General features: G+C 62.0%; 20 protein-coding genes and 1 other RNA gene. 12 read left to right on the top strand and 9 right to left on the bottom strand.

Annotated features, from left to right (window positions below; all coding sequences use genetic code 11):
- Positions 1–421: 421 nt before the first annotated feature.
- On the top strand, positions 422–1,906 hold the full coding sequence (locus HNR55_RS08100; protein ID WP_166113844.1) for a glucoamylase family protein: 1,485 nt from the start codon (positions 422–424) through the stop codon (positions 1,904–1,906).
- A gap of 82 nt (positions 1,907–1,988) precedes the next feature.
- Here HNR55_RS08100 and HNR55_RS08105 read toward each other — a convergent pair whose 3' ends face one another.
- From HNR55_RS08105 to ssrA, 4 genes are all read right to left on the bottom strand, one after another.
- On the bottom strand, positions 1,989–2,381 hold the full coding sequence (locus HNR55_RS08105; protein WP_166113705.1) for a VOC family protein: 393 nt from the start codon (positions 2,379–2,381) through the stop codon (positions 1,989–1,991).
- Between the two features lie 68 nt (positions 2,382–2,449).
- A complete protein-coding gene (locus HNR55_RS08110) occupies positions 2,450–4,105 on the bottom strand; it encodes a fumarate hydratase (RefSeq protein ID WP_166113841.1) in 1,656 nt (551 codons plus the stop codon).
- A gap of 49 nt (positions 4,106–4,154) precedes the next feature.
- Positions 4,155–4,688: an SspB family protein gene (locus HNR55_RS08115; RefSeq protein ID WP_166113702.1), complete on the bottom strand. Its 534-nt coding sequence runs from the start codon at positions 4,686–4,688 to the stop codon at positions 4,155–4,157.
- A gap of 214 nt (positions 4,689–4,902) precedes the next feature.
- Positions 4,903–5,229, bottom strand: a transfer-messenger RNA (tmRNA) gene (ssrA, locus tag HNR55_RS08120).
- A gap of 115 nt (positions 5,230–5,344) precedes the next feature.
- Here ssrA and thyX point away from each other — a divergent pair.
- The 3 genes from thyX to HNR55_RS16935 all read left to right on the top strand — a co-directional run bounded on the left by thyX (position 5,345) and on the right by HNR55_RS16935 (position 7,049).
- The gene (thyX, locus tag HNR55_RS08125; protein WP_166113699.1) at positions 5,345–6,262 is read left to right on the top strand and encodes an FAD-dependent thymidylate synthase; all 918 of its coding nucleotides are present in this window, start codon (positions 5,345–5,347) and stop codon (positions 6,260–6,262) included.
- Between the two features lie 337 nt (positions 6,263–6,599).
- On the top strand, positions 6,600–6,824 hold the full coding sequence (locus tag HNR55_RS08130) for a hypothetical protein (protein ID WP_166113838.1): 225 nt from the start codon (positions 6,600–6,602) through the stop codon (positions 6,822–6,824).
- Between the two features lie 99 nt (positions 6,825–6,923).
- Entirely contained in the window at positions 6,924–7,049 is a 126-nt protein-coding gene (locus HNR55_RS16935; protein ID WP_260400875.1) for a hypothetical protein, read from the top strand.
- Between the two features lie 46 nt (positions 7,050–7,095).
- Here HNR55_RS16935 and HNR55_RS08135 read toward each other — a convergent pair whose 3' ends face one another.
- The gene (locus tag HNR55_RS08135; protein ID WP_373318102.1) at positions 7,096–8,238 is read right to left on the bottom strand and encodes an Mrp/NBP35 family ATP-binding protein; all 1,143 of its coding nucleotides are present in this window, start codon (positions 8,236–8,238) and stop codon (positions 7,096–7,098) included.
- A gap of 189 nt (positions 8,239–8,427) precedes the next feature.
- Between HNR55_RS08135 and HNR55_RS08140 the strand changes: the two genes are divergently transcribed.
- The 4 genes from HNR55_RS08140 to HNR55_RS08155 all read left to right on the top strand — a co-directional run bounded on the left by HNR55_RS08140 (position 8,428) and on the right by HNR55_RS08155 (position 13,574).
- A complete protein-coding gene (locus HNR55_RS08140; protein WP_166113696.1) occupies positions 8,428–9,675 on the top strand; it encodes an OpgC family protein in 1,248 nt (415 codons plus the stop codon).
- A gap of 88 nt (positions 9,676–9,763) precedes the next feature.
- Positions 9,764–11,293 (top strand): DegQ family serine endoprotease, encoded by a 1,530-nt coding sequence (locus HNR55_RS08145; RefSeq protein ID WP_166113693.1) that lies wholly within the window; start codon positions 9,764–9,766, stop codon positions 11,291–11,293.
- A gap of 38 nt (positions 11,294–11,331) precedes the next feature.
- Complete coding sequence (locus HNR55_RS08150) at positions 11,332–12,369, top strand: FUSC family protein (RefSeq protein ID WP_166113832.1); 1,038 nt, start codon at positions 11,332–11,334, stop codon at positions 12,367–12,369.
- A gap of 611 nt (positions 12,370–12,980) precedes the next feature.
- Positions 12,981–13,574, top strand: a complete 594-nt coding sequence (locus HNR55_RS08155) for a hypothetical protein (RefSeq protein ID WP_242005505.1) — start codon at positions 12,981–12,983, stop codon at positions 13,572–13,574.
- Between the two features lie 154 nt (positions 13,575–13,728).
- Here the strand turns inward: HNR55_RS08155 and HNR55_RS08160 are convergent, their stop codons facing one another.
- Both HNR55_RS08160 and ilvD read right to left on the bottom strand, forming a co-directional pair.
- Positions 13,729–14,982, bottom strand: a complete 1,254-nt coding sequence (locus tag HNR55_RS08160) for a cation:proton antiporter (protein ID WP_086646129.1) — start codon at positions 14,980–14,982, stop codon at positions 13,729–13,731.
- A 159-nt stretch (positions 14,983–15,141) separates the two neighbouring features.
- On the bottom strand, positions 15,142–17,010 hold the full coding sequence (gene ilvD / locus HNR55_RS08165) for a dihydroxy-acid dehydratase (protein ID WP_166113690.1): 1,869 nt from the start codon (positions 17,008–17,010) through the stop codon (positions 15,142–15,144).
- Between the two features lie 327 nt (positions 17,011–17,337).
- On the opposite strand from ilvD, the gene pstC reads away from it, so the two are divergent.
- From pstC to phoU, 4 genes are read left to right on the top strand one after another with little or no spacing between them, the layout of a single operon-like run.
- Complete coding sequence (gene pstC, locus HNR55_RS08170; protein WP_166113687.1) at positions 17,338–18,321, top strand: phosphate ABC transporter permease subunit PstC; 984 nt, start codon at positions 17,338–17,340, stop codon at positions 18,319–18,321.
- 2 nt (positions 18,322–18,323) lie between these two features.
- Positions 18,324–19,199: a phosphate ABC transporter permease PstA gene (gene pstA, locus HNR55_RS08175; protein WP_166113685.1), complete on the top strand. Its 876-nt coding sequence runs from the start codon at positions 18,324–18,326 to the stop codon at positions 19,197–19,199.
- A gap of 29 nt (positions 19,200–19,228) precedes the next feature.
- The gene (gene pstB, locus HNR55_RS08180) at positions 19,229–20,029 is read left to right on the top strand and encodes a phosphate ABC transporter ATP-binding protein PstB (protein WP_166113826.1); all 801 of its coding nucleotides are present in this window, start codon (positions 19,229–19,231) and stop codon (positions 20,027–20,029) included.
- 31 nt (positions 20,030–20,060) lie between these two features.
- Positions 20,061–20,777, top strand: a complete 717-nt coding sequence (gene phoU, locus HNR55_RS08185; RefSeq protein ID WP_166113682.1) for a phosphate signaling complex protein PhoU — start codon at positions 20,061–20,063, stop codon at positions 20,775–20,777.
- 111 nt (positions 20,778–20,888) lie between these two features.
- Here phoU and HNR55_RS08190 read toward each other — a convergent pair whose 3' ends face one another.
- Both HNR55_RS08190 and HNR55_RS08195 read right to left on the bottom strand, forming a co-directional pair.
- Complete coding sequence (locus HNR55_RS08190; protein WP_166113679.1) at positions 20,889–21,776, bottom strand: SDR family oxidoreductase; 888 nt, start codon at positions 21,774–21,776, stop codon at positions 20,889–20,891.
- A 35-nt stretch (positions 21,777–21,811) separates the two neighbouring features.
- Positions 21,812–23,152, bottom strand: a complete 1,341-nt coding sequence (locus tag HNR55_RS08195; protein WP_166113676.1) for a hypothetical protein — start codon at positions 23,150–23,152, stop codon at positions 21,812–21,814.
- Between the last annotated feature and the right edge of the window lie 143 nt (positions 23,153–23,295).

Raw genomic sequence — 23,295 nt, forward strand, 5'->3', positions numbered from 1 at the left:
ATTACGTACCCCCTTATATCGTTATATCCTTAACAGGTAGTGCTGCGCACACTGTTGTTCCGCATGTTTGTGGGGCGGTCAGGGCTGGGCAGGCATGCTGTATGGGCGGTGGCCGGGCATGCCTCCTTTGGGGCACACAGAAAACGTGAATATTTTCTGAAATTCGGCAGATTTCGGGGTGCCACCCCCCGCCCCGCTCTGGCGGGGGGCGGGGCATGGCCCCTATATTCAACGCCCGTCCGGGTGCGGCGCACCGGCCCGAACAGAAAACAGCCCGCTGCGGCAGTGGCGCTGGTGTGAACAGATGAGGAATGCAAGGCTTATGGTACTGAGGCGCTTTTTTGCACATGGCAAGACAAAAACCAGCCTGCCCGCACAGGGGCAACGCCAGAGGAACGGTCGGGTCTGTCTGTCCTTGCTCATGCTTTGTAGCGCATTGACCGGCCTTGCCGCAGGGAGTGGCGCGCAGGCGGCGGCGACATCCTCCATCGTGGCGCGGCCAGCCCCCAGCCCCTTCCACCCTGACCAGACGGACAGGGCTTTTCTGGCGGATCTGGAGCACCGGACTTTCCTGTGGTTCTGGGATTCGGCAGACCCCGCAACCGGGCTGGCGCCCGACCGCTATCCATCGGACCAGACCCAGTCCAGTGTTGCGTCCATTGGCTTTGCGCTGACCGCCTACGGCATTGGTGCGGACCGAGGCTACATCAACCGCCAGCAGGCCGTGGACCGGACCCTGACAACCCTGCGCTACCTGTGGAAGCTCCCCCAGAACGACAGCCCGGACAAAGCCGCGGGCTTCCATGGCTTTTTCTACCATTTTCTCAAGCGTGAGAACGGGCTGCGCCTTAACCCGGATATTGAACTGTCGAGCATAGATACGGCCCTGCTCATGCAGGGGGTGCTGTTTACGACCAGTTACTACACCCATGACACCGACGCCGAGGCTGAAATACGCGACCTTGCCGCCAAGCTGTTCAACCGCGTGGACTGGCGCTGGATGCTGCGCCCGGATAACCGGCTGAGCATGGGCTGGTCGCCCGAGCGCGGTTTTTTACCCAATTACTGGGAAGGGTATAATGAGGGCATGATGCTGTATGTGTTGGGCCTTGGCTCCACCACGCATCAGCTTGACCCGTCCTCATGGCAGGCATGGATTTCCACCAACAAGAGCCGTTGGGGCGAATCCTATGGCCAGACCTTCCTCAACTTTGCGCCCCTGTTTGGCCACCAGTACACCCATGCATGGATCGACTTCCGGGGCATCAAGGATGACTGGAGCCGTTCGGCCGGGATTGATTATTTTGAAAACAGCCGCCGCGCCGTGTACGCCCAGCAGGGTTATGCCACGCAAAACCCCGGTAAATGGCAGGATTACGGGCCAAACATCTGGGGTCTGACAGCAAGTGACGGCCCGGCGGAAACCACAAAGGTGGAAAACGGCCAGCCGCGCAAGTTCATGGCCTATACCGCCCGTGGGGTAGGGCGTGACTATACGCTCGATGACGGCACACTGGCCCCGACAGCGGCTGGCGGGTCCGTGGCGTTTGCGCCGGAGCTGGCCATTCCCGCCCTGCGCACCATGCGCGACAAATACGGGGACCGCATTTACAGCACCTACGGCTTTGTGGATGCCTTCAACCCCAGCTACCACGATGGCAAACAGGCCTACTGGGCGGATGATACCTATCTTGGCATCGATCAGGGGCCCATTCTGCTGATGGTGGAAAACTGGCGGGATGGCATGGTGTGGAACACCATGAAGGATAATCCCATCATCTGCCGTGGCCTGCTGCGTGCGGGCTTCAGGGGGGGCTGGCTGGCCACCCGCCACAGCATTGTGGACCATGATGACGCCGTGCGGCTCAGGCAGCAGCAGGCGCAGCAGCAGACCCATGCGGGGTGACTTTTAAAGAGTCTCCATACCAGTAGGGTCGCCAGTGGAACCGGGAGAGAAAAGTGAAGCTTTTCTCCCGGCCTCTGTGCCGTCAGCCCTGATAGGATGCGATCTCGATCAGGTTTTCATCCGGATCGTGGCAGTAAACCGAGGTAATGGGGCCAATGGCGCCAAGGCGGGCAATGGGGCCATCCACAATGGTGATGCCGCAGTTCTTCAGATGTTCCACCACATCGTCACTGGTAATGGCGGTAATAAAGCACAGGTCATTACCACCGGGCAGGGCGTGGGTTGCCGTGTCCCAGCCTGTGGCGTCGTGCGGGCGGAGGTTAAGCTTCTGCCCGCCAAAGCGCAGGGCGGTGCGGTTGTTGCGTCCGTATTCTTCCCGCTCCATGCCCAGCACACGCTGGTACCATGATGCGGAAATTTCGACGTCGCGCACGGTCAGGACAACATGATCCAGACGATCGACTGTAAAGCGCATGAAAACCACACAGCTCCTCTTCTGTCTGCCCCGCCATGGTGTGGCGGCGGGGCAGCCCCGGTGGGGGGTTACAGTTCAGCGTAGAAGTCGTTGCCTTTATCATCAATAACAATAAACGCGGGAAAATCCTCGACCTCGATCTTCCATACCGCTTCCATGCCCAGTTCGGGGTATTCCAGCACCTCTACCTTGCGGATGCAGTCCTTGGCCAGCCGGGCGGCGGGGCCACCAACGGAGCCAAGGTAGAAGCCGCCGTATTGCTGGCATGCATCCCGCACGGCCTTGGAGCGGTTGCCCTTGGCCAGCATAACGTAGGAACCGCCATTGGCCTGCAATTCGGCCACGTACGAATCCATGCGCCCGGCCGTTGTGGGGCCAAAGGAGCCTGTGGGCATGCCCACAGGCGTTTTGGCCGGGCCTGCGTAGTAAACGGGGTGGTCTTTCAGGTACTGGGGCAGGCCCTCGCCGCGCTGGAGCCGCTCACGGAACTTGGCATGCGCAATATCACGCGCAACAACCACGGTGCCAGTCAGGGCCAGCCGGGTCTTGACCGGGTATTGCGAGAGGGTCTTGCGGATTTCATCCATCGGGCGGTTGAGGTCAATGCGCACGGCTTCGCCCTCAAGGTGTTCGTCCGTGGTTTCGGGCAGGAAGCGCGCGGGGTCGTGTTCAAGCTGTTCCAGAAAGAACCCTTCCGCCGTGACCCGCGCCTTGATCTGCCGGTCGGCGGAGCAGGACACACCAATCCCCACGGGGAGCGAGGCCCCATGCCGGGGCAGGCGCACCACGCGCACGTCGTGGCAGAAATACTTGCCGCCAAACTGCGCGCCAATGCCCAGCTTGCGGGTAAGCTCCAGCACCTTCTGCTCCATCTCCAGATCACGGAAGGCATGGCCCGTCATGTCGCCCTTGGTGGGCAGGGCGTCATACCAGTGGGTGGAGGCCAGTTTTACGGTCTTGAGCGTCTGCTCGGCGGACATGCCGCCAATGACAATGGCAAGGTGGTAGGGTGGGCAGGCGGAGGTGCCCAGCGTGCGCACCTTTGTGTCCAGCCAGTCCAGCAACTGCTGCTCGGACCCCAGCAGGGCGCGTGTTTCCTGAAACAGAAAGGTCTTGTTGGCCGAGCCACCACCCTTGGCCACAAACATCAGGTCCATCTGCTCGTCATGCACACCAGCGGGGCTGGCGAAGATGTCGCACTGTACGGGCAGGTTGGTGCCGGTGTTCTTTTCTTCGAACATGGTCAGCGGGGCCATCTGCGAATAGCGCAGGCTGGTGCGGGTGTAGGTTTCGTACACACCGCGGGAAAAGGCGATTTCCTCGTTTCCTTCCACCCAGACGCGCTGGCCTTTTTTGCCAAATACGATAGCGGTCCCGGTGTCCTGGCACATGGGCAGAATACCGCCCGCGGCAATGCAGGCGTTCTTGAGCAGGTCAAGCGCTACAAAGCGGTCATTGTCCGAGGCTTCGGGGTCCTTGAGGATACTGGCGAGTTTCTGCAGGTGCGAGGGGCGCAGGAAATGCGCAACCTCGTGGAAGGCGCGGGCTGTCAGCTCGGTCAGCGCCTCGGAGGTAACGTGCAGAACGGTTTTGCCACCGCAATGCGATGTGCTGACACCGCCTGCAATATCCACCTTGCGGTATTCTGTTGTGTCCTCCCCCAGAGGGAACAGGGGGGAATAGGTAAATTCTGGCAGTGGGGGGCGGGGGGGCTGGCTGGTCATGGTCGTGTCTCTACTCTCTCCGTCGGCCTGACCCCCGCGCACCGGGGGTTCAGGCTGGTGATGGTCCCTTGCGGCGGAAGGCGTCAAGGCTGACAACCTGAGAGGAGGAGTCGCCCTGTGCTTCCGCATGTTCTCCGGCATCGGCCGGCATATGGTCTGTGGGTGCGGGCTCCTCGTCTTCCATCACCTCAAAATGCAGGTTGAAGTGGATGGAGGGGTCCGCAAACCCGGTAATCGCCCGGACGGGAATGACCAGAATGGACCCAACACCCCCAAAGGACAGACCAACGGACACAATCCCGGCATCGCGGTCCACGTTGAGGTCCCAGAACTGGTGTTGGAGCACAATGGTCATCTCGTGCGGGTACTGGGCACGGAGCCGGTCGGGAATTTGCACGCCAGACAGGTCCGTGCGGAAAGTCAGATAGAAATGGTGCTCGCCTGCAAGCCCCTCGCGGCTCACATGTTCGAGCGCTTTGAGCATCACGTCCCTGTAAGCCTCTTCCAGCCACTGGTCGTAGGGCAGCAGGCTGGGGGGGAGGGAGCCGTCATTTCCCGGAGTATTGTTGTGGTCATCAGCCATGCTTGGTCTCCTTGCTCCAGCCGGTTGGAGGCGGCTGGCCATACATATCACTCTAGCGTCAGCCATGCGCGAAAGGTGCGGCCAGTGCAAGCGCCAAGGGTCGTCTGCGGCCATGCCACAGGGCACGGACCGGGCGGTCTGCCATGGCACAGACGCGCCATGCCCCTGGGGCATAATGGAGCATAATGGGGGAAAATGGGGGAAAATGGCATGAAGTGGGAGGGCTTCTGTTGCCCGGTGCCCTCCCGAACCGCGCTTATTGCTTATGCAGCAACAGCGAGCACCTCAGTGTTATCATTGGCACTTGTAAAATTAGCCCGATAACGGTGGTACAATGCCGGGCAAAAAAGATGTCTTTACTGCGCGTGTCGAGCCTGTTTCGTCCCCATCTGTCCGGGTCTTGCGATCCGGATTTATGGTGGAGACGCCGGGTACCGCCCCCGGGTCCACTACGCCTATGCCACATCCCGTTTATTGCCATAGCCGCAAGAAATCTTCCGGCACCCCACACATAGGAACTTGGCTTCCAAAATGCAAGCGCCTGCTGGTGTTTCTGGCTTTCCCGTGTGGGGGTATGCCTGCTACAACCGCGCGCATACACGCGGGTCTACCGTGTGCGCTGTCTGTTTTTTTCTAGCATGGTGGAGATCCTGCGCATGTCACTGACCGAAGCACAACGTGCCGAAATTGCGGCCCACGGGCAGGAAACATTCTCCACCCGCCGCCCGACCGTGGCAGCGCTTGAAGCCATGCTGTACGCCCCGCAGGAAGTGCTCGATCACGGCTTTCTGCGCGTGATCGACTATATGGGCGATGATGCGGCCATTGTGCAGGCGGCCCGTGTTTCCTACGGCCGGGGCACACGCAAGGTATCGGAAGATGCCGGGCTGATCCGCTATCTGATGCGGCACCGCCATTCCTCCCCGTTTGAAATGTGCGAGATCAAATTTCACGTCAAACTGCCCATTTTTGTGGCGCGGCAGTGGATTCGCCACCGTATGGCGAGCGTGAACGAGTATTCGGCCCGTTATTCCATTCTGGATAGCGAGTTCTATCTGCCCGACCCCGCCCACATGGCCGCCCAGAGCGAAGTCAACCGTCAGGGTCGGGGCGAGATTCTGGCCCCCGAAGCCGCCGCCGAGGTGCTGGACATCCTGCGTGAAGACGCCATGCGCACCTACCGTGACTACGAGCGCATGCTGGACGGGGAAAACGGCTACGGCCTTGCGCGTGAACTGGGGCGCATCAACCTGACGCTGAACACCTACACGCAGTGGTACTGGAAGATCGACCTGCATAACCTCATGCACTTTCTCGCCCTGCGCATTGACCCCCACGCACAGTACGAAATTCGCGTGTATGCCGAAGCCATGCTGAAAATCCTGCACGCATGGGTGCCCACCACCGCTGCCGCGTTTGAGGAATACCGGCGCGGGGCGGTGACGTTCTCGGCCTCCATGATGGCGGTTGTCCGCCGCATGCTGGCGGGCGAGGTTGTGGAACAGGCTGGTTCGGGCCTGAGCCGCCGTGAGTGGGATGAAATGATGGCCACCCTGCAAGCCCCCACACCCTGAGCAGGGGGGCGCACTGCTGCCCAACCTCCTGGTATGCGAGCGCCGTGGGGCCTGCCCCTCCGGCGCTCATTTTTTATCAAGACATCTGCGTTAAATCTGGGCGGACTTGACGCCTGTCCTGTCAAACGCTGCAGCGACCGGCATAAACAGGGCGGGCGCTCCGGTTTGTATTGCCGTGCGTCCTGCCGCCTGCCATGCTCGCCCTACCCGCGGGCCCGGTTCCGGGGGACGGCAGGACCGTAGGATTTCTGGGGAATTATAAGGAGCATTCATGTCTTGTCCCAACCGGCGTTCTGCCCGCCTTGCCCTGTCCGCCTTTGCCTGTGCGTTCACATTGATGGCAGCGGGCCTGCCAGCGAGGGCTGATACGGCGCGTGAACAGCAGACCAAAGCCTGCAAGGGCGACGCCCTGCGCCTGTGCGCTCTTGCCATTCCCAATGAACAGAAAATTACAGCCTGCATGGAGCGTAAAAAAGACAAGCTCAGCCCCGCCTGCCGTGCCTATTTCAAGGACACACCGGCACCACGGGCCAAGGCCAAAACGTCCCAGCCCAAACGCTAGGTCCAATACCGGGGCTGGCATTGGACCAGACACACCTGCCCAGACACACCTGCCCAGATACATCGGGCCAGACACATCGGGCTAGACATCTGGGCTGCTATGGAAAGGCCCGTTAAGCGGCTGGCCGGGGGAGGGGCGTGGTGTGCGCCTGCCGTGCTGGCCTTTGGCGTAAGGTGTGGCTCCGTGGCCCGTGCCGGAGGTTTTCCGGCCGTCCTGCGGGGCTGATGCCTTGCGGGTGGGGATTGTGGCCCGCAAGGTGCAGGGTGTGGTTTTAGGCCTGCAGGGTCTGTATGGCCGTGGCCACGGTGTGGGCAATGGCGCGCCATGCCTTGCCGCCCTCGCTCTGGGGTGCGCCAATAACCAGCGGTACGCCACTATCCGCGCTGGAGCGGATATCGGCCAGCAGCGGCACTTCCCCCAAGAAGGGAACCCCCATGGCTTCGGCTTCGTGTCGTGCGCCGCCATGGCCGAACAGTTCTGTATTATGCCCGCAGTTGGGGCAGCAGAAGTAGGACATGTTCTCCACCAGCCCCAGCACCGGCACCTTGAGCTTTTCAAACATGGTCACGCCCCGGCGGGCGTCGATCAGGGCGATGTCCTGCGGGGTGGAGACAATAACAGCCCCACTCAGCGGTACCTTCTGGGTGAGCGAGAGATGGGCGTCCCCCGTGCCCGGCGGCAGGTCCACCACCATGACATCCAGATCGCCCCAGTCCACATCGGTCAGCAACTGGTTGATCGCGCCCATAACCATGGGGCCACGCCAGATCATGGCGGCTTTTTCGTCCACCAGCATGCCAAGGGAGACAGCACGGATACCCCATGCCTGCACGGGTTGCAGGCGGCCTTCCACCACTTCGGGCTTGCCCGTTGTGCCCAGCATGCGGTGCAGGGAGGGGCCATGAATATCGGCATCCAGCAGGCCGGTTTTCAGCCCTTCCATGCCCAGCCCTACGGCAAGGTTGACTGCGGTGGTGGACTTGCCCACCCCGCCCTTGCCCGAGGCCACGGCAATAATGGTTTTAACACCGGGCAGCACGGGGGCGTCGGGCGCTGCGGGGCCGCCAAGCGGGCGGTGCCCACCGGCAGCAGGCTGGGCTGCGGCCGGTGTGCTGCGCTGTGGGCCGGTATTCGGCTCCGGTGCGCCTGCGGGGCGGTGCGCGGTCAGGATAAGGGTGGCGCTGGTAACGTTGGGCAGGGTTTGCAGCTTTTGGGCGGCTTCATCACACAGGCCGGACAGTTCGGGAGCCTGCTCGCGCGGGACGGTCAGCGTCAGGGTCAGGCGTCCGGTATCATCCACAGTGCAGCTTTCCAGTCGCCCGGCGCTGGCAAGGGAAAGCCCGGTCTGTGGCGTTCTGATGGTTCTGAGAAGGTCCATCAGCGTGTCAGAAGAAAAAGGAGCGGTCTGCGCCAAGGGTCTTGATCCTATGCCGTGGGGGTTACAATGCCGCAGTCGGGGGGAGAATACGGCACAGAAGAGGTGCGCCTTTGGGGCGATCCTTAATTATAACGCCTTTTTTCTGGCACATACAGGATGGTATGGGTAGAGGGACAGCCGGGGGACTAACCAACGGGCGAGGCAGGGCGGTGCCGAAAGGGTAAGATGCAGGCACACACGGACAAGGCTGGCGCGGGACGGGCAGCACCCGCCACGGGTGCGTACACGCAAGGGCCGGACGGGGGTGCCACCCCAGCGGCACCGGTGGCGGCTCCCGCGCGCAGCCGCCGCGACCACAGGGTTGACGCCCTGCGTGGTGCTGCCCTGCTGATGATGTTCATAGACCATATTCCCCAGAACCTGCTCAACCGCTTTACCATGCGCAACGTCGGCTTTGCTGATGCGGCGGAGGTGTTTGTGCTGCTGGCGGGCTATGCGTCGTGGCTGGCCTATGGGCGGGGCTTTACCAAATACGGGGTGGTGCCCACCCTGCAACGCCTGTTCAAACGCTGTGTGCAGCTCTACATCGGCCAGACCATTATGGTCATGACGTATGTGTTTACGGTTCGGAGCTGGCGGCATTTTACCCCTGTTTCGGTCGATTATCTGGAGCCGGAACTGGCGCATGGTCTGGGCTGGGTCTGGCGGGTGATGATGTTTGACGCCCTGCCCAGCAACCTCAACATCATGCCGCTTTACCTTGTGCTGCTGGCCGGGTTCCCCGTTTTTTACCTGCTCATGCGGGTTCACCGTTCGTTGGCCCTGCTGCTTTCGGGGGCCTTGTGGATGCTGGTGAACATGGACCCGGGGCTGAATTTTCCCAACTGGCTGGACCCCGATGGCTGGTACTTCAACCCGCTGGCGTGGCAGTTCCTGTTCGCGCTCGGGCTGACCGCTTCCGCCCAGACCGATCAGCGCGGCCGCGACCTCAAACGTGTGCCAGCCCTTGTGGCGCTGTGCTGGGTGTATCTGCTGTTCTCGGCCATTCAGGCGTTTCCGTGGGCCTTGTGGGGTCTGCCGGACCTGCGCCCGTTCGGAGACACGCTGGCCCCGGCCAAAAGCTGGCTCTCGCCTTTGCGGCTGCTGGATGTGGTTGCCATTTTCTACCTTGTCCAGTCCTCCGAGCCTGCGCGGCAGTGGGCGGCCGAATCGTGGGTGGGGCAGGAACTGGCCCGTGTTGGCCGCAGTTCGCTTGAGGTGTTTGTGGTTGGCACCATACTGGACCTGTATGCGCGGCTGATCTTCAGCACCTTTGGGGAGGGCTGGGCCCTGCAGGTTGCGGTAAACGTTGTGGGGCTGGCTATTCTGATCAGCCTTGCCTCATGGCTGGACCGGCGGCGCGCACGGGCGCGGGCTGGCCGGCCGGTGGCTCCGGCTGCACCCGTTGCGGCCCCCAGCGCGACACAGGGGTAGGCTATGCTTGCCGTTTTGGCACGCCATGAATAACCTTACTCTCCAGTGTTCGAGAATTGTCCTGTCCCGGCAGAAAGTTGTGTTGTCCATGCGTGTGTCCGTCCGTCTGTTCTGCTCCGTTTCCCTCTCCACCCTGCTGGTGGCGGGCCTTGGGGTGTCTGCCCCGCTGCATGCGGCGGAGGCTCCCGTGCCTGCGGTTGTGGCTGCCGGAGGCCATGCGCCTGACAGTTTTGCCGACCTCGCGGCCCGGCTGCTGCCTGCCGTGGTCAATGTGTCCACCACCCAGACCGTGCGCGAAGCGGATGCGGAGGAGGATGACGAGGACGACCAGCTCCCCCAGATGCCCAACTTCCCGCAGGGCTCCCCGTTCGAGAAGTTTTTCCATGACTTCATGAACCGCCAGACAGACCCCAACGCTCCGCCAAGGCGGATGCAGGCGCTGGGTTCGGGCTTCATCATCGACCCGAGCGGCTACATCGTGACCAATAACCATGTGATCCGCAAAGCAGACCGCATAACGGTAACCTTGCAGGACAATACGGTGCTCAGCGCCCACGCCGTGGGGCATGATGACCGCACGGACCTTGCCCTGCTCAAGGTGGACAGCAAAAAGCCGCTGCCGTTTGTCAGCTTCGGGGATAGCGAACACCACCGGGTGGGGGACTGGGTTCTGGCCATTGGCAACCCGTTTGGCCTGTCCGGCACGGTTACGGCGGGCATTATCTCCTCACGCGGGCGCAATATTGACCAAGGCCCGTATGATGACTTCATCCAGACCGATGCGCCCATCAACAAAGGCAATTCCGGTGGCCCGCTGTTTGATATGGATGGCAACGTCATTGGGGTGAACACCGCCATTTATTCCCCCTCTGGCGGGTCGGTGGGTATTGGCTTTTCCATTCCCTCCAACGAGGCGCGCGGCGTGGTGGAGCAGTTGCGCAAGACCGGCCGGGTCTCGCGCGGGTGGCTTGGCGTGCGTATCCAGAACGTCACGCAGGACATAGCCGACGGGCTGGGCCTGAGCACACCCACCGGCGCGCTGGTGGCCGGGGTGGAAAAAGGTGGCCCCGCCGACAAGGCGGGGCTTAAAACGGGCGATGTGATCCAGAGCCTGAACGGCCAGCCGATCGAGGGCAAGGCCCTGCCGCGCCTGTCCGCCCAGTTGCCGGTGGGGACACAGGCTAGGCTGGGCCTGTGGCGGCATGGCAAGATGATGGACGTGCCCGTGACCATTGGCGCCCTGCCCGAAACCCCGGATGAAGCTCCGGCCAAGCCCGCTGAGGCCCCCAAATCCGCGGCTTCCGTCAACTTTGCGGATTTTGGCTTTACCGTTGGCCCGCTGGATGCGGCCGGGCGGCAGAAATACAATCTGCCTTCCGGGCTGAAAGGTGTGCTGGTAACCAGTGTCAAACCCGATGGCACGGCCGCGGACCGGGGCCTGAAGGAAGGGGATGTGATTACCGAGGTCCAGCAGGCCGAGGTGGGAACACCAGCAGCCCTCAAACAGCGGATCGAGGCCGCGCGCAAAGCCAAAAAGCGTTCGGTCCTGCTTCTGGTGCATGATGCGGATGGCCTGCGCTGGATTCCCTTCCCCCTGAGCGCGGAGGACGCGCCCTGATCGCACTTTTAACGGGCAGGCGCGCGCCCGTGCTGGATATGGTCCGGTATTGCCCATGGCTGGCGCGGTGGCTGAGCAACGCCACCGTCTGCCAGACTGTACGCCTGATCAGTGCCGTGGGGGTGGCGGGGTCTGTCGCCTGGCTGACCAACCTGCAGGAACCGGCATGGGCGCTCATTACCTCGGTCATTGTGACCCAGAACAGCATTACGGACACAATCTCCAAGGGGCGTGACCAGCTTGTGGGCACGCTTATCGGGGCTACGGTCAGTATTGTGCCCATTACGCTGCTCATGTTTGCGCACTGGCCGCTGTGGGGGGCGTTTACCCTTGCGTTTGTGCCGCTGGCCATTCTGGTATCGTGGAAGCCGGAAGCCCGCATGGGCGTGGTCACGCTTATGGTGGCCATACTGTTTCCCTCCGATAACGATCCCTACCTGCGCCCGATCGAGCGCGTGCTGGCTATTCTGATCGGGGTTGGAGCGGGTACGCTGGTCACGTATGTGGTGCTGCACGAACAGGCCCGGCGCGATGCGTTCCGCAACGCCGCCCTTACGGTGCGCCAGATTGTGGCCATGTTGCAGAAGGCCCGCACGGGACATGTGGAATGGTCGGTCATTCAGGACATGAATGACGAATGTGCGGCCTCCCTGCGCAAGGTGCAGGCCGCGCTGGAAGAGGCCCGGCGCGAACACTGGCGGCCGCTGGATGAGCGCGACCCCATGCTGGCCCGCCTGCCTGCGCGGATACGGCAGTTGCAGATGGATGCGCTGGTGGTGGCCCGCGCCATGCTGATTCTGCCCCAGAGTGCTACGGCAAAGGAACTGGAGCATGCGGCCAGTGTACGCGCGGGCATGCTGCGTGGTTTCCAGTGGATCATCCAGCGTTGTGAGAGCGAGGCCGTCACCCGCACGGGGGATGAATGCCGCGTTGCCGCCGAGGTCATGGCCGCCCTGCCAATGGAGAATGAAACGGCAGATCCGATCATACGCTTTGTGGTGGATATTCTGCTTACGGACCTGCGCCAGCTTATCCAGCTTCTGGGGGAGGATGACAGGAACCGTACCGCGCCATAACCAGATTGTGACGTTTACCGGCACACGCCACCGTGGTCTGTCGTACGCTTTGACGCCCATAAGTATTTTGCGCGGCAGGCATGAGGTCAGGCGGTGGTTATGTGCGCCAGATGGCATGACGTGGCCCGCCAATTAGGCTACAACGGAACTGAAACGCCCGACCCATGTTGGGTGGAACTCCATATTGAGGAAGCTCAAGACATGGCAAAATGCCCCAAATCCCCCTGTGCACGTGGTATTCTGGCTCTGGGCCTGATTGCAGTGGTTGTTTATTTCATCCGTAAAAAGAAGTGCTGCGGCTAAACCCGCGTCGGGCCTGTTCCTGAACGCCCGATACACGGCAAAAACCCGTCTGGTCCGACCAGACGGGTTTTTTCTTTTATGGTGGCGGGTCTGCCACAGGGGCGATGCAAACGCGCAACGCAACGCTTTGGCTTGTGTTATGGTGTAGGCGTTGTATCACTGCCAGTAACATATCTGGCCTGGCGCTGTCTGCTTCAGGCTTCTGACGGAAAGGATTGAGAGTGTTGCATCCTCTTGTTTCCCGCTTTTCCTCCAAGGCTGCGGCGTCTGTTGCAGTCTGCGCACTCGGTTTTGCGGGTCTGGCCACAATGGCCATGCCAACGGCGGCCCATGCGCAGGCCTCTGTTCTGCTCAAGAGCCAGCAGACCACCGCCATTGTGGAAAGCGTTGACCGCGAAGCACGCGAACTGCTGCTGCGTGAAGGCAATGGCCACCTGCTGACCATTGAATACGGCGCTGCCGTAAAAGACGTACCGCACCTGCATGAAGGTGATGAACTGAAGATCCAGTTCGTGGAAACACTGGGCGCGCAGCTTGCTGCTCCGGGCAGCCCGCTGCCCGAATCCACGCTCACCACGGCGCGGGGTTTTGTGCATGGTCATCCACGCGGCATTATTGCGGCTTTTAACCGCGAGCGTGCCCTGATCAAGACCATTGATCTGCCCTCCAGCACCATTTCCTTCACCACGGAGGGGGATGATTCCCTGCATGTGGCGGTGCTGCGCACCAAGGCGATGCAGGACTTCCTGAAAACCCTCAAGATTGGTGATGTGGTAGATATTACCCGCGCCGAATCCATTACCTATATCGTGACCAACAAGACCGTGCCGCAGCCAACTCCGGCCACTCCCCAGCTTGCCGCTCCGGCGGGGGATGTGGTTGCACCTGCTCCCGCGCAGTAAACGCTGCGTAGCAGACAGGTACGTTTTTTTTAAAGGTGCTTTCCCCCGTGCCGGGTTTTAACCCCTGCACGGGGTTTTTTGTTCCCCCGCCGGGCATACGCATGGCCGGTATGGTGCAGAGTGTGCGGGGGGTTTCCCGCACAGGCTTTGCGCGTTAGCCCGGAGCGTTGGGGTAGAGTGCGCGGGCAACCCGCTCCATGGTCAGCCCCTGCACGATAATGGTAAAAACCACCACGCCGTAACAGACGGGCAAGAGCAGGTCGCGCATGTCCCCCGCAGGCAGGCCGAGTGCCAGCGAGACCGAAATACCGCCCCGCAGCCCACCCCATGTGAGCAGGGCCGGAACACGCCCCCTGTCCCATTGCCGTAGATGCACTGGCAATGTGCTGACCAGCACACTCGCGGCTCGCACGGCAATGGAGAGCGGGATAACCGCCAGAGTGAGCACAAACGTGAACAGGCGCGGGGTTATGTCCAGCAGTTCAAGCCCGATCAGCAGGAACAGGAACACGTTCAGAACCTCGTCAATCACTGTCCATGTTGTATCAAGGTTCGTGCGGGCCTCCGTGTGGAGGATGGCGCGGCTGTAGCGTGTGCCTAGGCATAGCCCGGCCACCACAACCGCAATGGCGCCTGACATGCCAAACTGGCTGGCAAGGCTAAAGGTGCCTGTGGCCAGCGCCAGAGATGTCAGCAGGTCAATATGCGGGTCTCTTTGCCCCCGGAGCACAAACAGCGCGGCCCAGCCTGTGGCCAGTCCCAGCAGCCCACCCCCTATGGCCTCGTGGCAGAACCGCACAAGCAGGTCGGGCAGGGTAATGGTGGGGCTCTGCCCTGTTGCCAGCCCGATGGCCACGCCAGAAATCACGACACCCACGCCATCATTAAACAGGCTTTCCCCCGCAAAAATAGCCTGTAGGGGGGCAGGCAGGCCCAGCCTTTTCAGCATCCCCACAACGGAAACCGGGTCCGTGGGGGCCAGAATGGCACCCAGCACAACACACCAGATAAAGGGCACGGGGTGGCCTGCCAGACTAAGCCCACCCCATGTTGCCCCCGCCATGAATCCTACCGCCAGAATAGTCCCGGCAACGGACAGGGCTGTGACCGAGAGCAGGTGCTTTTGCAGTTGCCCAAGGTCAACCTGCATGGCTCCAGCAAAAAGGAGGAACGAGAGCGCGCCATTGAGCAAGGCATCAGGCAGGTTGACCGCGCCGAGCACCCTGCGCGGAAATGCCTGAAGGTCATAGGCGGGAAACAGCGGGTTAAGCACCATGACCAGCAGGGACGCCAGCAGCGAAAACACCAGAACACCAATGGTGACAGGCATGCGCAGCGTGTGGTGGTTGAGAATACTGAACCCGGCAGAAAGGCACAGCAGCAGGGCAAGAAGATCAAGGGTGTGCATGGCCCTTATCGCTGGCGGCTCAGGCGCGTGCCGTCAAGCAAAACCGGAGGGTACCCTGCTTGGTTGTGCCGTTTGTGGCTTTTGGGGGAGGGGGCACAAAAAACCCCCGCAAGGCGCTGCCCTGCGGGGGTTTTTTGCGGTGTGCTGCCGGGCCGCGTGTTAGCGCGGGGTACGGCGGGTCAGCTGGCTTACGTCACGCACCGCGCCACGGGCCGCACTGGTGGTCAGGGCTGCATAGGCCTTGAGCGCGTTGGAGACCACGCGCTCACGCCTGGGCTGCCAGGCCTGATCGCCCAGATCGTCCATCCGTGCGCGGCGGTCGGACAGAACGCTGTCCGCCACAGCCACGGACAGGCGGCGGTTGGGAATGTCGATCTCGATCGTATCGCCTTCCTCTACCAGCCCGATAACGCCACCTTCACCCGCTTCGGGGGAGATATGGCCAATGGACAGGCCCGAACTCCCGCCCGAAAAGCGACCATCGGTAATGAGCGCGCATTTTTCGGCCAGCCCCTTGGATTTAAGGTAGCTGGTCGGGTACAGCATTTCCTGCATGCCGGGGCCGCCCTTGGGGCCTTCGTAGCGGATCAGCACCACATCGCCGGGGTTGATTTTGTTGCCCAGAATGGCGGCAACCGCGTCATCCTGACTTTCAAAAATCCGGGCCGGGCCGGAGAATGTTTCCAGCCCTGCGGCAACACCTGCGGTTTTAACAATCGCGCCGTCTTCGGCCAGATTGCCGTAGAGCACGCACAGCCCGCCATCCTGATTATAGGCATGCGCGCCATCGCGGATGGCCCCGTTGGCCTGATCCGTATCCAGCGTTTTGTAAGTGCTGGACTGCGAGAACGCGACCGTGGTGCGTACCCCGCCGGGTGCTGCGCTAAAGAACTCCCGTGCTGCTGTCCGGCTTTCGGCTCCGGGGGCGCGGATGTCCCATTTGTCCAGTGCTTCGGGCAGGTTGGCGGCGTGGACCATGTTGATATCACGGTGCAGCAGGCCCAGCCGGTCCAGCTCGCCCATAATGGCGGGAATACCGCCAGCACGGTGCACGTCTTCCATGTGCACATCCGAGCGGGAGGGGGAGACCTTGCACAGATGCGGCACCTTGCGGGAGAGGCGGTCAATGTCCTTCATGGTAAAGGGCACTTCGCCTTCATGCGCTGCGGCCAGCAGGTGCAGCACCGTGTTGGTGGACCCACCCATGGCAATATCGACCGACATGGCGTTCTCAAACGCGGCCATGGTGGCAATGTTGCGCGGCAGCACGGAGGTATCGTCCTGCTCGTAGTAGCGGCGGGCAAGGTCCACAATGCGGCGTCCGGCCTCCACAAACAGGTTGCGGCGTGCGGCGTGGGTGGCCACAAGGCTGCCGTTGCCGGGCAGGGACAGGCCAAGGGCTTCGGTCAGGCAGTTCATGGAATTGGCGGTGAACATGCCCGAGCACGAGCCGCAGGTGGGGCAGGCGGAGCGTTCGATGGCAAGGGAGTCGGCCTCGCTCACGCCCGGGCTTGCGGCTGCGACCATGGAGGTCACAAGGTCTGCGCGCTGTTCAATGTCATCCAGTGTCACGCGCCCGGCTTCCATGGGGCCGCCGGATACAAAAATGACCGGAATGTTCAGCCGCATGGAGGCCATGAGCATGCCCGGCGTGATCTTGTCGCAGTTGCTGATGCACACAATGGCGTCCGCGCAATGGGCGTTGACCATGTATTCCACGGCATCGGCAATCAGCTCGCGCGAGGGCAGGCTGTACAGCATGCCGCCGTGGCCCATGGCAATGCCGTCATCCACCGCAATGGTGTTGAACTCGCGGCCAATGCCACCGGCTTCGGCAATGGCCTCGCACACAAGCTGCCCCATATCCTTGAGGTGCACATGGCCGGGTACGAACTGGGTAAAGGAGTTGGCGACGGCAATAATGGGTTTGCCAAAATCGGAGTCCTTGACACCGGTTGCGCGCCACAGGCTGCGGGCACCCGCCATGTTGCGCCCGTGGGTGGTGGTGCGTGATCGGTAGCCGGCCATTATGGGGTCTCTTCTGCTATGGTGCTGGGTAAAGCATCGGGTCGTGGGGTATGCGCGGTGGGTCCACCGGCATGGGCTTGGACACATTACGCCACATTGTGCTGGCTGTCAGGGCCGGATTATGCAGAAATGGCCGGGCAGGTACCCGGTTTCCGGGGGCTGAATGTGCGAGGTGCCGGTCCGCTGTCCACCAATGTCCCTGATAACACTACAGTTTTGTGACAAAACCCGGATTATAGGGACTTTCATGGGGTCTCCGTGTTGCAGGAGTGCACAGCGTTCAGTATTTCTCGCCCCATCCGGCTGATAGTTCGGAACGGAGAGCAGATGGAAATTCCCGCACGGCAGTCCCTGCCAGCGATGAAACAGGCCCCTTCCCATCAGGGAGGGCAGAAGGGTGATCCCGCCTTCAGGCTTCTGGCTACGGCAACAGGTGTTGGCGTGCTGGTTGTTCTGGGCGCCATTATTGCCGTTATGGTAACGGGTGGCTGGAAGGCGTTTGCAACCTTTGGTCCGGGCTTTCTGGTGTCCGCGGTGTGGAACCCGGTCACGCAGCATTTCGGGGCCGCCGCCCCGGTTTTTGGCACCGTTATCAGCAGTGCGCTGGCACTTCTTGTGGCCGTACCGCTGGCCTTTGGCACCGCGTTCTGGCTGACCGCCCTTGCGCCACCCGCCGCCGCCTCGGTTATTGGCATGGCCGTGCAGCTTCTGGCGGCCGTGCCGTCCATTATCTTTGGCATGTGGGGCTTTTTTGTGGTGGTGCCGGTGGTGGCGCATTACGTGCAGCCCGCTGCCCGCCAGCTTTTTGGCCATGTGCCCGGCCTGTCCGCCCTTGTGGCGGGTGCGCCGTTTGGCACGGGCCTGTTTACGGCAGCACTTATTCTGGCGGTCATGATTACCCCGTCCATTACCGCCGTCATGCGTGATGTGTTCCTGTCCATGCCCGCTGTTTTGCGTGAGAGCGGGTACGGGCTGGGTGCTACCCGGTGGGAGGTCATGCGTCATGTGGTGCTGCCCTGGTCGCGTCAGGGGGTTGTGGGCGGCATTGTGCTGGGCATGGGCCGCGCAATGGGTGAGACCATGGCCGTGACCTTTGTGATCGGGGACAGCAACCACATTGGCTGGTCGCTGTTTGCACCGGCCAACACCATTGCCTCGCTGATCGCCCTTGAATTCCCTGAAAGCCCGGCAGGGAGCCTCAAGCTGGCTTCCCTCATGGCGCTGGGGGCCATTCTTATGGCCATCTCCTTTGTAACACTCTGGTTCTCCCGCTGGCTGCTGGCCCGTGGCGAACAGGCAGCAGGACGTTGAGGATGAAGGCGAACAATACCCTCATGCGGGCGGACCGCTCCGCCTCGCTGCTCTGGCGGCGCCATATGTGCGACAGGCTTGCCACGGGCCTGAGCTGGCTGGGCATGCTGATTGTGGTGTTCATGCTCGGCTCCATTCTGTGGACCCTGCTCAAGAATGGTCTGGCGGGCCTGAACGTGCATCTGTTCACCCTGTCCATGGCGGCACCGGGGCAGCCCGGCGGGCTGGCCAACGCCATTATGGGCAGCCTTATCCAGACCGGGCTGGCGATTCTGATCGGTGCGCCAGCAGGGCTGATGACAGGCATCTATCTGGCTGAATATGGGGCTGGCAGCCGCATGGCGCGCATTGTGCGCTTTGTGTCGGACATGCTGCTCTCTGCCCCTTCCATCCTGATCGGCCTGTTCATTTACATGATGCTGGTTGTCCCGTTCGGGCATTTCTCCGGTTTTTCGGGCGCTGTGGCGCTGGCCATTCTGGCCATGCCCATTGTGGTCCGCACGACCGAGGACATGCTGCGCCTGGTGCCTGTTGCCATGCGCGAGGCAGGCATTGCGCTGGGCGCGCCCAAATGGCGGGTTATCCTGTTTATCTGTGTGCGGGCCGTGCGTGCGGGTATTATGACCGGCGTGCTGCTGTCCATCGCCCGTGTTGCGGGGGAGACAGCTCCCCTTCTGTTTACCTCGCTGGGCAATTCCGAATGGTCGCTTGACCTCGGACGCCCCATGGCCAGCCTGCCCGTGGCCATCTACCAGTATGCCGGTTCCGCTTATCAGGACTGGATGCAGCAGGCATGGACCGGCGCGCTGCTGGTGACACTGGGTGTGCTGATTATCAATATTGTAGTGCGGGTCGGAACCCGCGGAGGACGGTCATGAGCATAGAGGTTCCCGTAAAAGCGACAGGCATGACCCAACCGCTGGACAGCACCGCCGCCAGCAGGGACGTACAATCCCCTGTAGCCATGCAGGTTCGGGGGCTGAACTTCTATTACGGCACGTCCCACGCGTTGCATGACATTTCTCTCGATTTTCCCGAGCGTAGTGTTACGGGCATGATCGGCCCTTCAGGCTGTGGCAAATCCACTCTGCTGCGTGTGCTCAACCGGATGTACGACCTGTACCCCGGCCAGCGCGCCACGGGTGAGGTGATCTTTGATAAGCAGAACATCCTCAATTCGGGGGTGGACCTGAACGTTCTGCGTTCGCGCATTGGCATGGTGTTCCAGAAGCCCACGCCCTTTCCCATGTCCATCTACGACAACATTGCCTTTGGCATCCGCCTGCATGAGCGTGTCTCCCGCTCCGAAATGGACGGACGGGTAGAAGACGCCCTGCGCCGCGTGGCTCTGTGGTCCGAGGTACAGGACCGGCTGAGCGCTTCGGCCACGGCCCTGTCCGGCGGGCAGCAGCAGCGCCTGTGCATTGCCCGCACCATTGCCGTACGCCCCGAAGTGATCTTGCTCGACGAGCCAACCAGCGCGCTGGACCCGGTTTCCACCGCCCGGATCGAGGAGCTGCTCGACGAGCTTAAAACCGAGTTCACCATTGCCATTGTCACGCACAACATGCAGCAGGCTGCCCGCTGTGCGGATCAGGTGGCGTTTTTCTATATGGGGCGCCTGATCGAAGTGGACAGCACCGCCCGTATGTTCACCACCCCGCGTGAACAGCAGACGCAGGACTACATTACAGGCCGCTTCGGCTAAACGCCGAGCACAGGGCACGGAGGAAAGCGTTATGGGCAACGAACCCGCACATACCATTACCCGCTACGATCAGGAGCTGGACCGGCTGCGTGGCATTGTGGCGCGCATGGGTGGTCTGGTGGAGCGGCAGACCGCTCAGGCCATCGCCGCCGTGGTGAACCAGAATGAGGAAGCCGCTCTGGAACCCCCGGAACTGGACCCCGAAGTGGACGCACTGGAGCGCGAGGCCGAAATGCTGGCCATTCGCATTCTGGCCCTGCGTGCGCCCATGGCGGTGGACCTGCGCGTTATTGTGGCTGTGCTCAAGATGAGCGGCGACCTTGAGCGGATCGGGGATTATGCCTCCTCCATTGCGCGTCGTGCGGGCAAGGTGGAAGTGCTGGATGGGGCTGTTTCCTTCAGCGCTCTGCGGGCCATGGCGCGTCTGGTGCAGGAAAACCTGCACATGGCCGTGGAATCCATGGTCGAGAACGATGCCGAGCGCGCGCAGGAAGTGTGGAAGGCCGATACGGCGGTGGACGAACTGTACACCACCATGTTCCGCGAACTGGTGACCTACATGATGGAAGACCCCCGCAAGATCGGGCCGTGCATCCATCTGCTGTTTGTCGCCAAAAACCTTGAGCGGATCGGGGACCACGCCACCAATATTGCCGAGCGTGTGTACTATGCGGTCACGGGGGAAATGCTGCCATCCGTTCGCCCACGCGGCGGTGCGGCCCGTACCGATGTTGAACAGCCTGAATAAGCCAGCCCCCGGCAGGGGTGGGCACTAATATTGCAGGGTTTGCTGCAGGATCGGGCATTCTGGCTTTAAAAGGTCAGGGTGCCCGTTTTTGTTGGCACCAGCGCGTGGGTTTCAGACCTGCGGGGTTTTTGGCCCCAGCGCAAAAAACGTATGATGCAGCCCTTCGGCCAGTCCAACGGGCCGTACCCCCAGCGTGGCCTGCATGGGGGTAATATCAAAATTCTTGTTTTCCAGCAGGCGGCGGATTTCGTCCGGGCCAATGCGGGGCAGGCCGGGCACACAGGCACTCAGCCGGGCAAGGGCCATCAGCAGGCCCGCGGGTACGGGTATGGTCGGGCGTGGCGCAAGCCCTGCGGCTGCGGCCACCATGGCGGCAAACTGGCGGTAGGGCACGGCATCCGCCCCCGCAATCACCAGACTGTGCGGGCCATCCCATGCCCTGTTCAGGGCGGCCAGAATGCAGGCGGTGACATCCCCCTGCCAGATGGGCTGCACCAGAGCGCGCCCCCCACCGGGCAGGGGCGTAAACGGGAGCAGGCGCAGCACGGCGGCCAGCCGCTGCACGGTGTTTTCGCCCTGTGCGCCGTAAATCATGGTGGGGTGCAGGATTACGCCTGAATGGCCAGAGGCCAGCAGGGCCTGCTCCCCCAGCAGCACGCCCTTGCCGTGTGCATCCGGCCAGCGGGTGAACTTGCGTGTGCTGCCAAGGCACACCAGCCGGGCCGTGGCGGGGGCTGTAGCCAGAAGTGCGGGAATATGGCGGGCATGGGCTGTGCAGATAATATGCGTTGCATCAGCCAGTGCGGCGCGCAGTGGGCCGGTTGGGCCGCTCAGGTCCGCAATGCGGGGGGCAGGCAGGCCGGTAGCACGGGCGGGATTGCGGATAACGGGCACAACGGGCGTACCCCGCAGGGCCAGTGCCTGACACACGGCCTGCCCCGACCGGCCGGATGCGCCAATAACATGCACGGGGTGCGGGGGAGGCTGGGGGGAGCGCATGATGTGTGCCTGCGGGCTGCTCGGGTTACGCGGTGTTAGTGCGCCTGAACGGACAGCCCGATTTTCTGTGCCAGTTCGGGCATGGAGGCAAGCCCACCCAGCGAGGCGGCGACCTGCATGATCGGCATGGGCTGTTCCGGCTTCAAGGTAACGCTCAGGGTCTGTTTGCCGGGGTTGGCCAGCCAGTGGAAGAAGCTGGCGAAGGCGGGATTCTGCGCCGTGGCCGACTGGGCCTGCACATAGGCCAGCAGACCCTGCGGCGGCAGGTCGCGGGCCGCGGCAATGGCCCCGAGTGCTTTGGGGACCAGCCCGTGGTCTATGTAGTCGAGCGTGAGGGTGATCACCTGCATGTCCGCATTACTGTCAACCAGCATGGAGGCGGATGTCGCCTGCCCGAGTTCACCGTGAATATGCAGCCGCCCCATATTGGCGGAATCGATGCTGAGTGTTTCCAGATGCAGGGCGCCGGTTTTGGGTGTGTACGTGTCATTGAGCACGACATCGCCCACAAAATGGTCATACCCGAGTGAGGGCATCCAGCCCATGTTGGGCACGTCCGGCCAGAGTTCCAGCCCCTGTATGCTGGAGACTTCCTGTTCCGTGATCTCGGTATGGGTTGCGTGGGACAGCACGCGCTTTGCCCGCAGGAGCGCGGTCGTGCCATCCATGCTCAGCTGGTCAATGCTGATATCGCGCGTATTGGCGTGGGCGGTGTAGGGTGCGCCCGTGGTCAGGGTTTTGTACAGGTCGGCAAGGGCAACGCCATCCACGCTCATGGACTCGGCCTTTATATGGCGCGGCGGAGCGGCATCGGTGGAAAGCTGCACATTGCGGGCCTGCAGGTGTGAGGGTTCGTCCGCGCCGAAATTGTCCATGCTGGCGCTCTCTGCCGACAGGTCGGATTGCAGGGCGCTGACAAAGCCGTGCAGACCGGTTGCCTGCACGTGGCCGATGCTCAGGGTCTGCATGTCGGGGGCGGTGGGGTCCTCGGCCTTGGTGGGCAGGGCCAGATCGTCCATTTCCATGGTTTTCAGGTGCAGGCTGCCTGCGGTGTCTGCGAGCTGGAAGTTGCGGAAGCTCAGGTGGTGAATCCGGGTTACGTCGGAATCCTGCGTGTCGGGTTTGGTCAGTTCCGCCTCATCGGCGGTTATGGTCTCCGACCCCTGACGGAAAACAAGGCCGTTAAACCGCACACTGCGGCCCAGAAGGCCCGGCTTTGCCCGCGTGTAGGTGAAGGAGACATCCGGCCCCAGCGCCTGTTTGAACCGTTCGATCCCTTTATCAACCATCACACGTTCTGCGTGGTGGGCGCCAAACCATGCGATCCCGCCAAGAATGGCAATACTGGAGACCGTGACAAGAACGTTCTTCTTCACGCGTTGGAAATCCTGCTGTTTTCACCACAGCCTTCAGCTTTAGTGCATGCGGGGGTGGGGGGCAAGCGGTGCAACGGTAACATGTTACCTAGAGAAAACCGCCTGAAAATACGGTCATTAACTGCAATACCTCTTGACTGCCC

Origin of the sequence: Acetobacter lovaniensis (assembly GCF_014207635.1) — a bacterium.
Lineage (GTDB): Bacteria > Pseudomonadota > Alphaproteobacteria > Acetobacterales > Acetobacteraceae > Acetobacter > Acetobacter lovaniensis.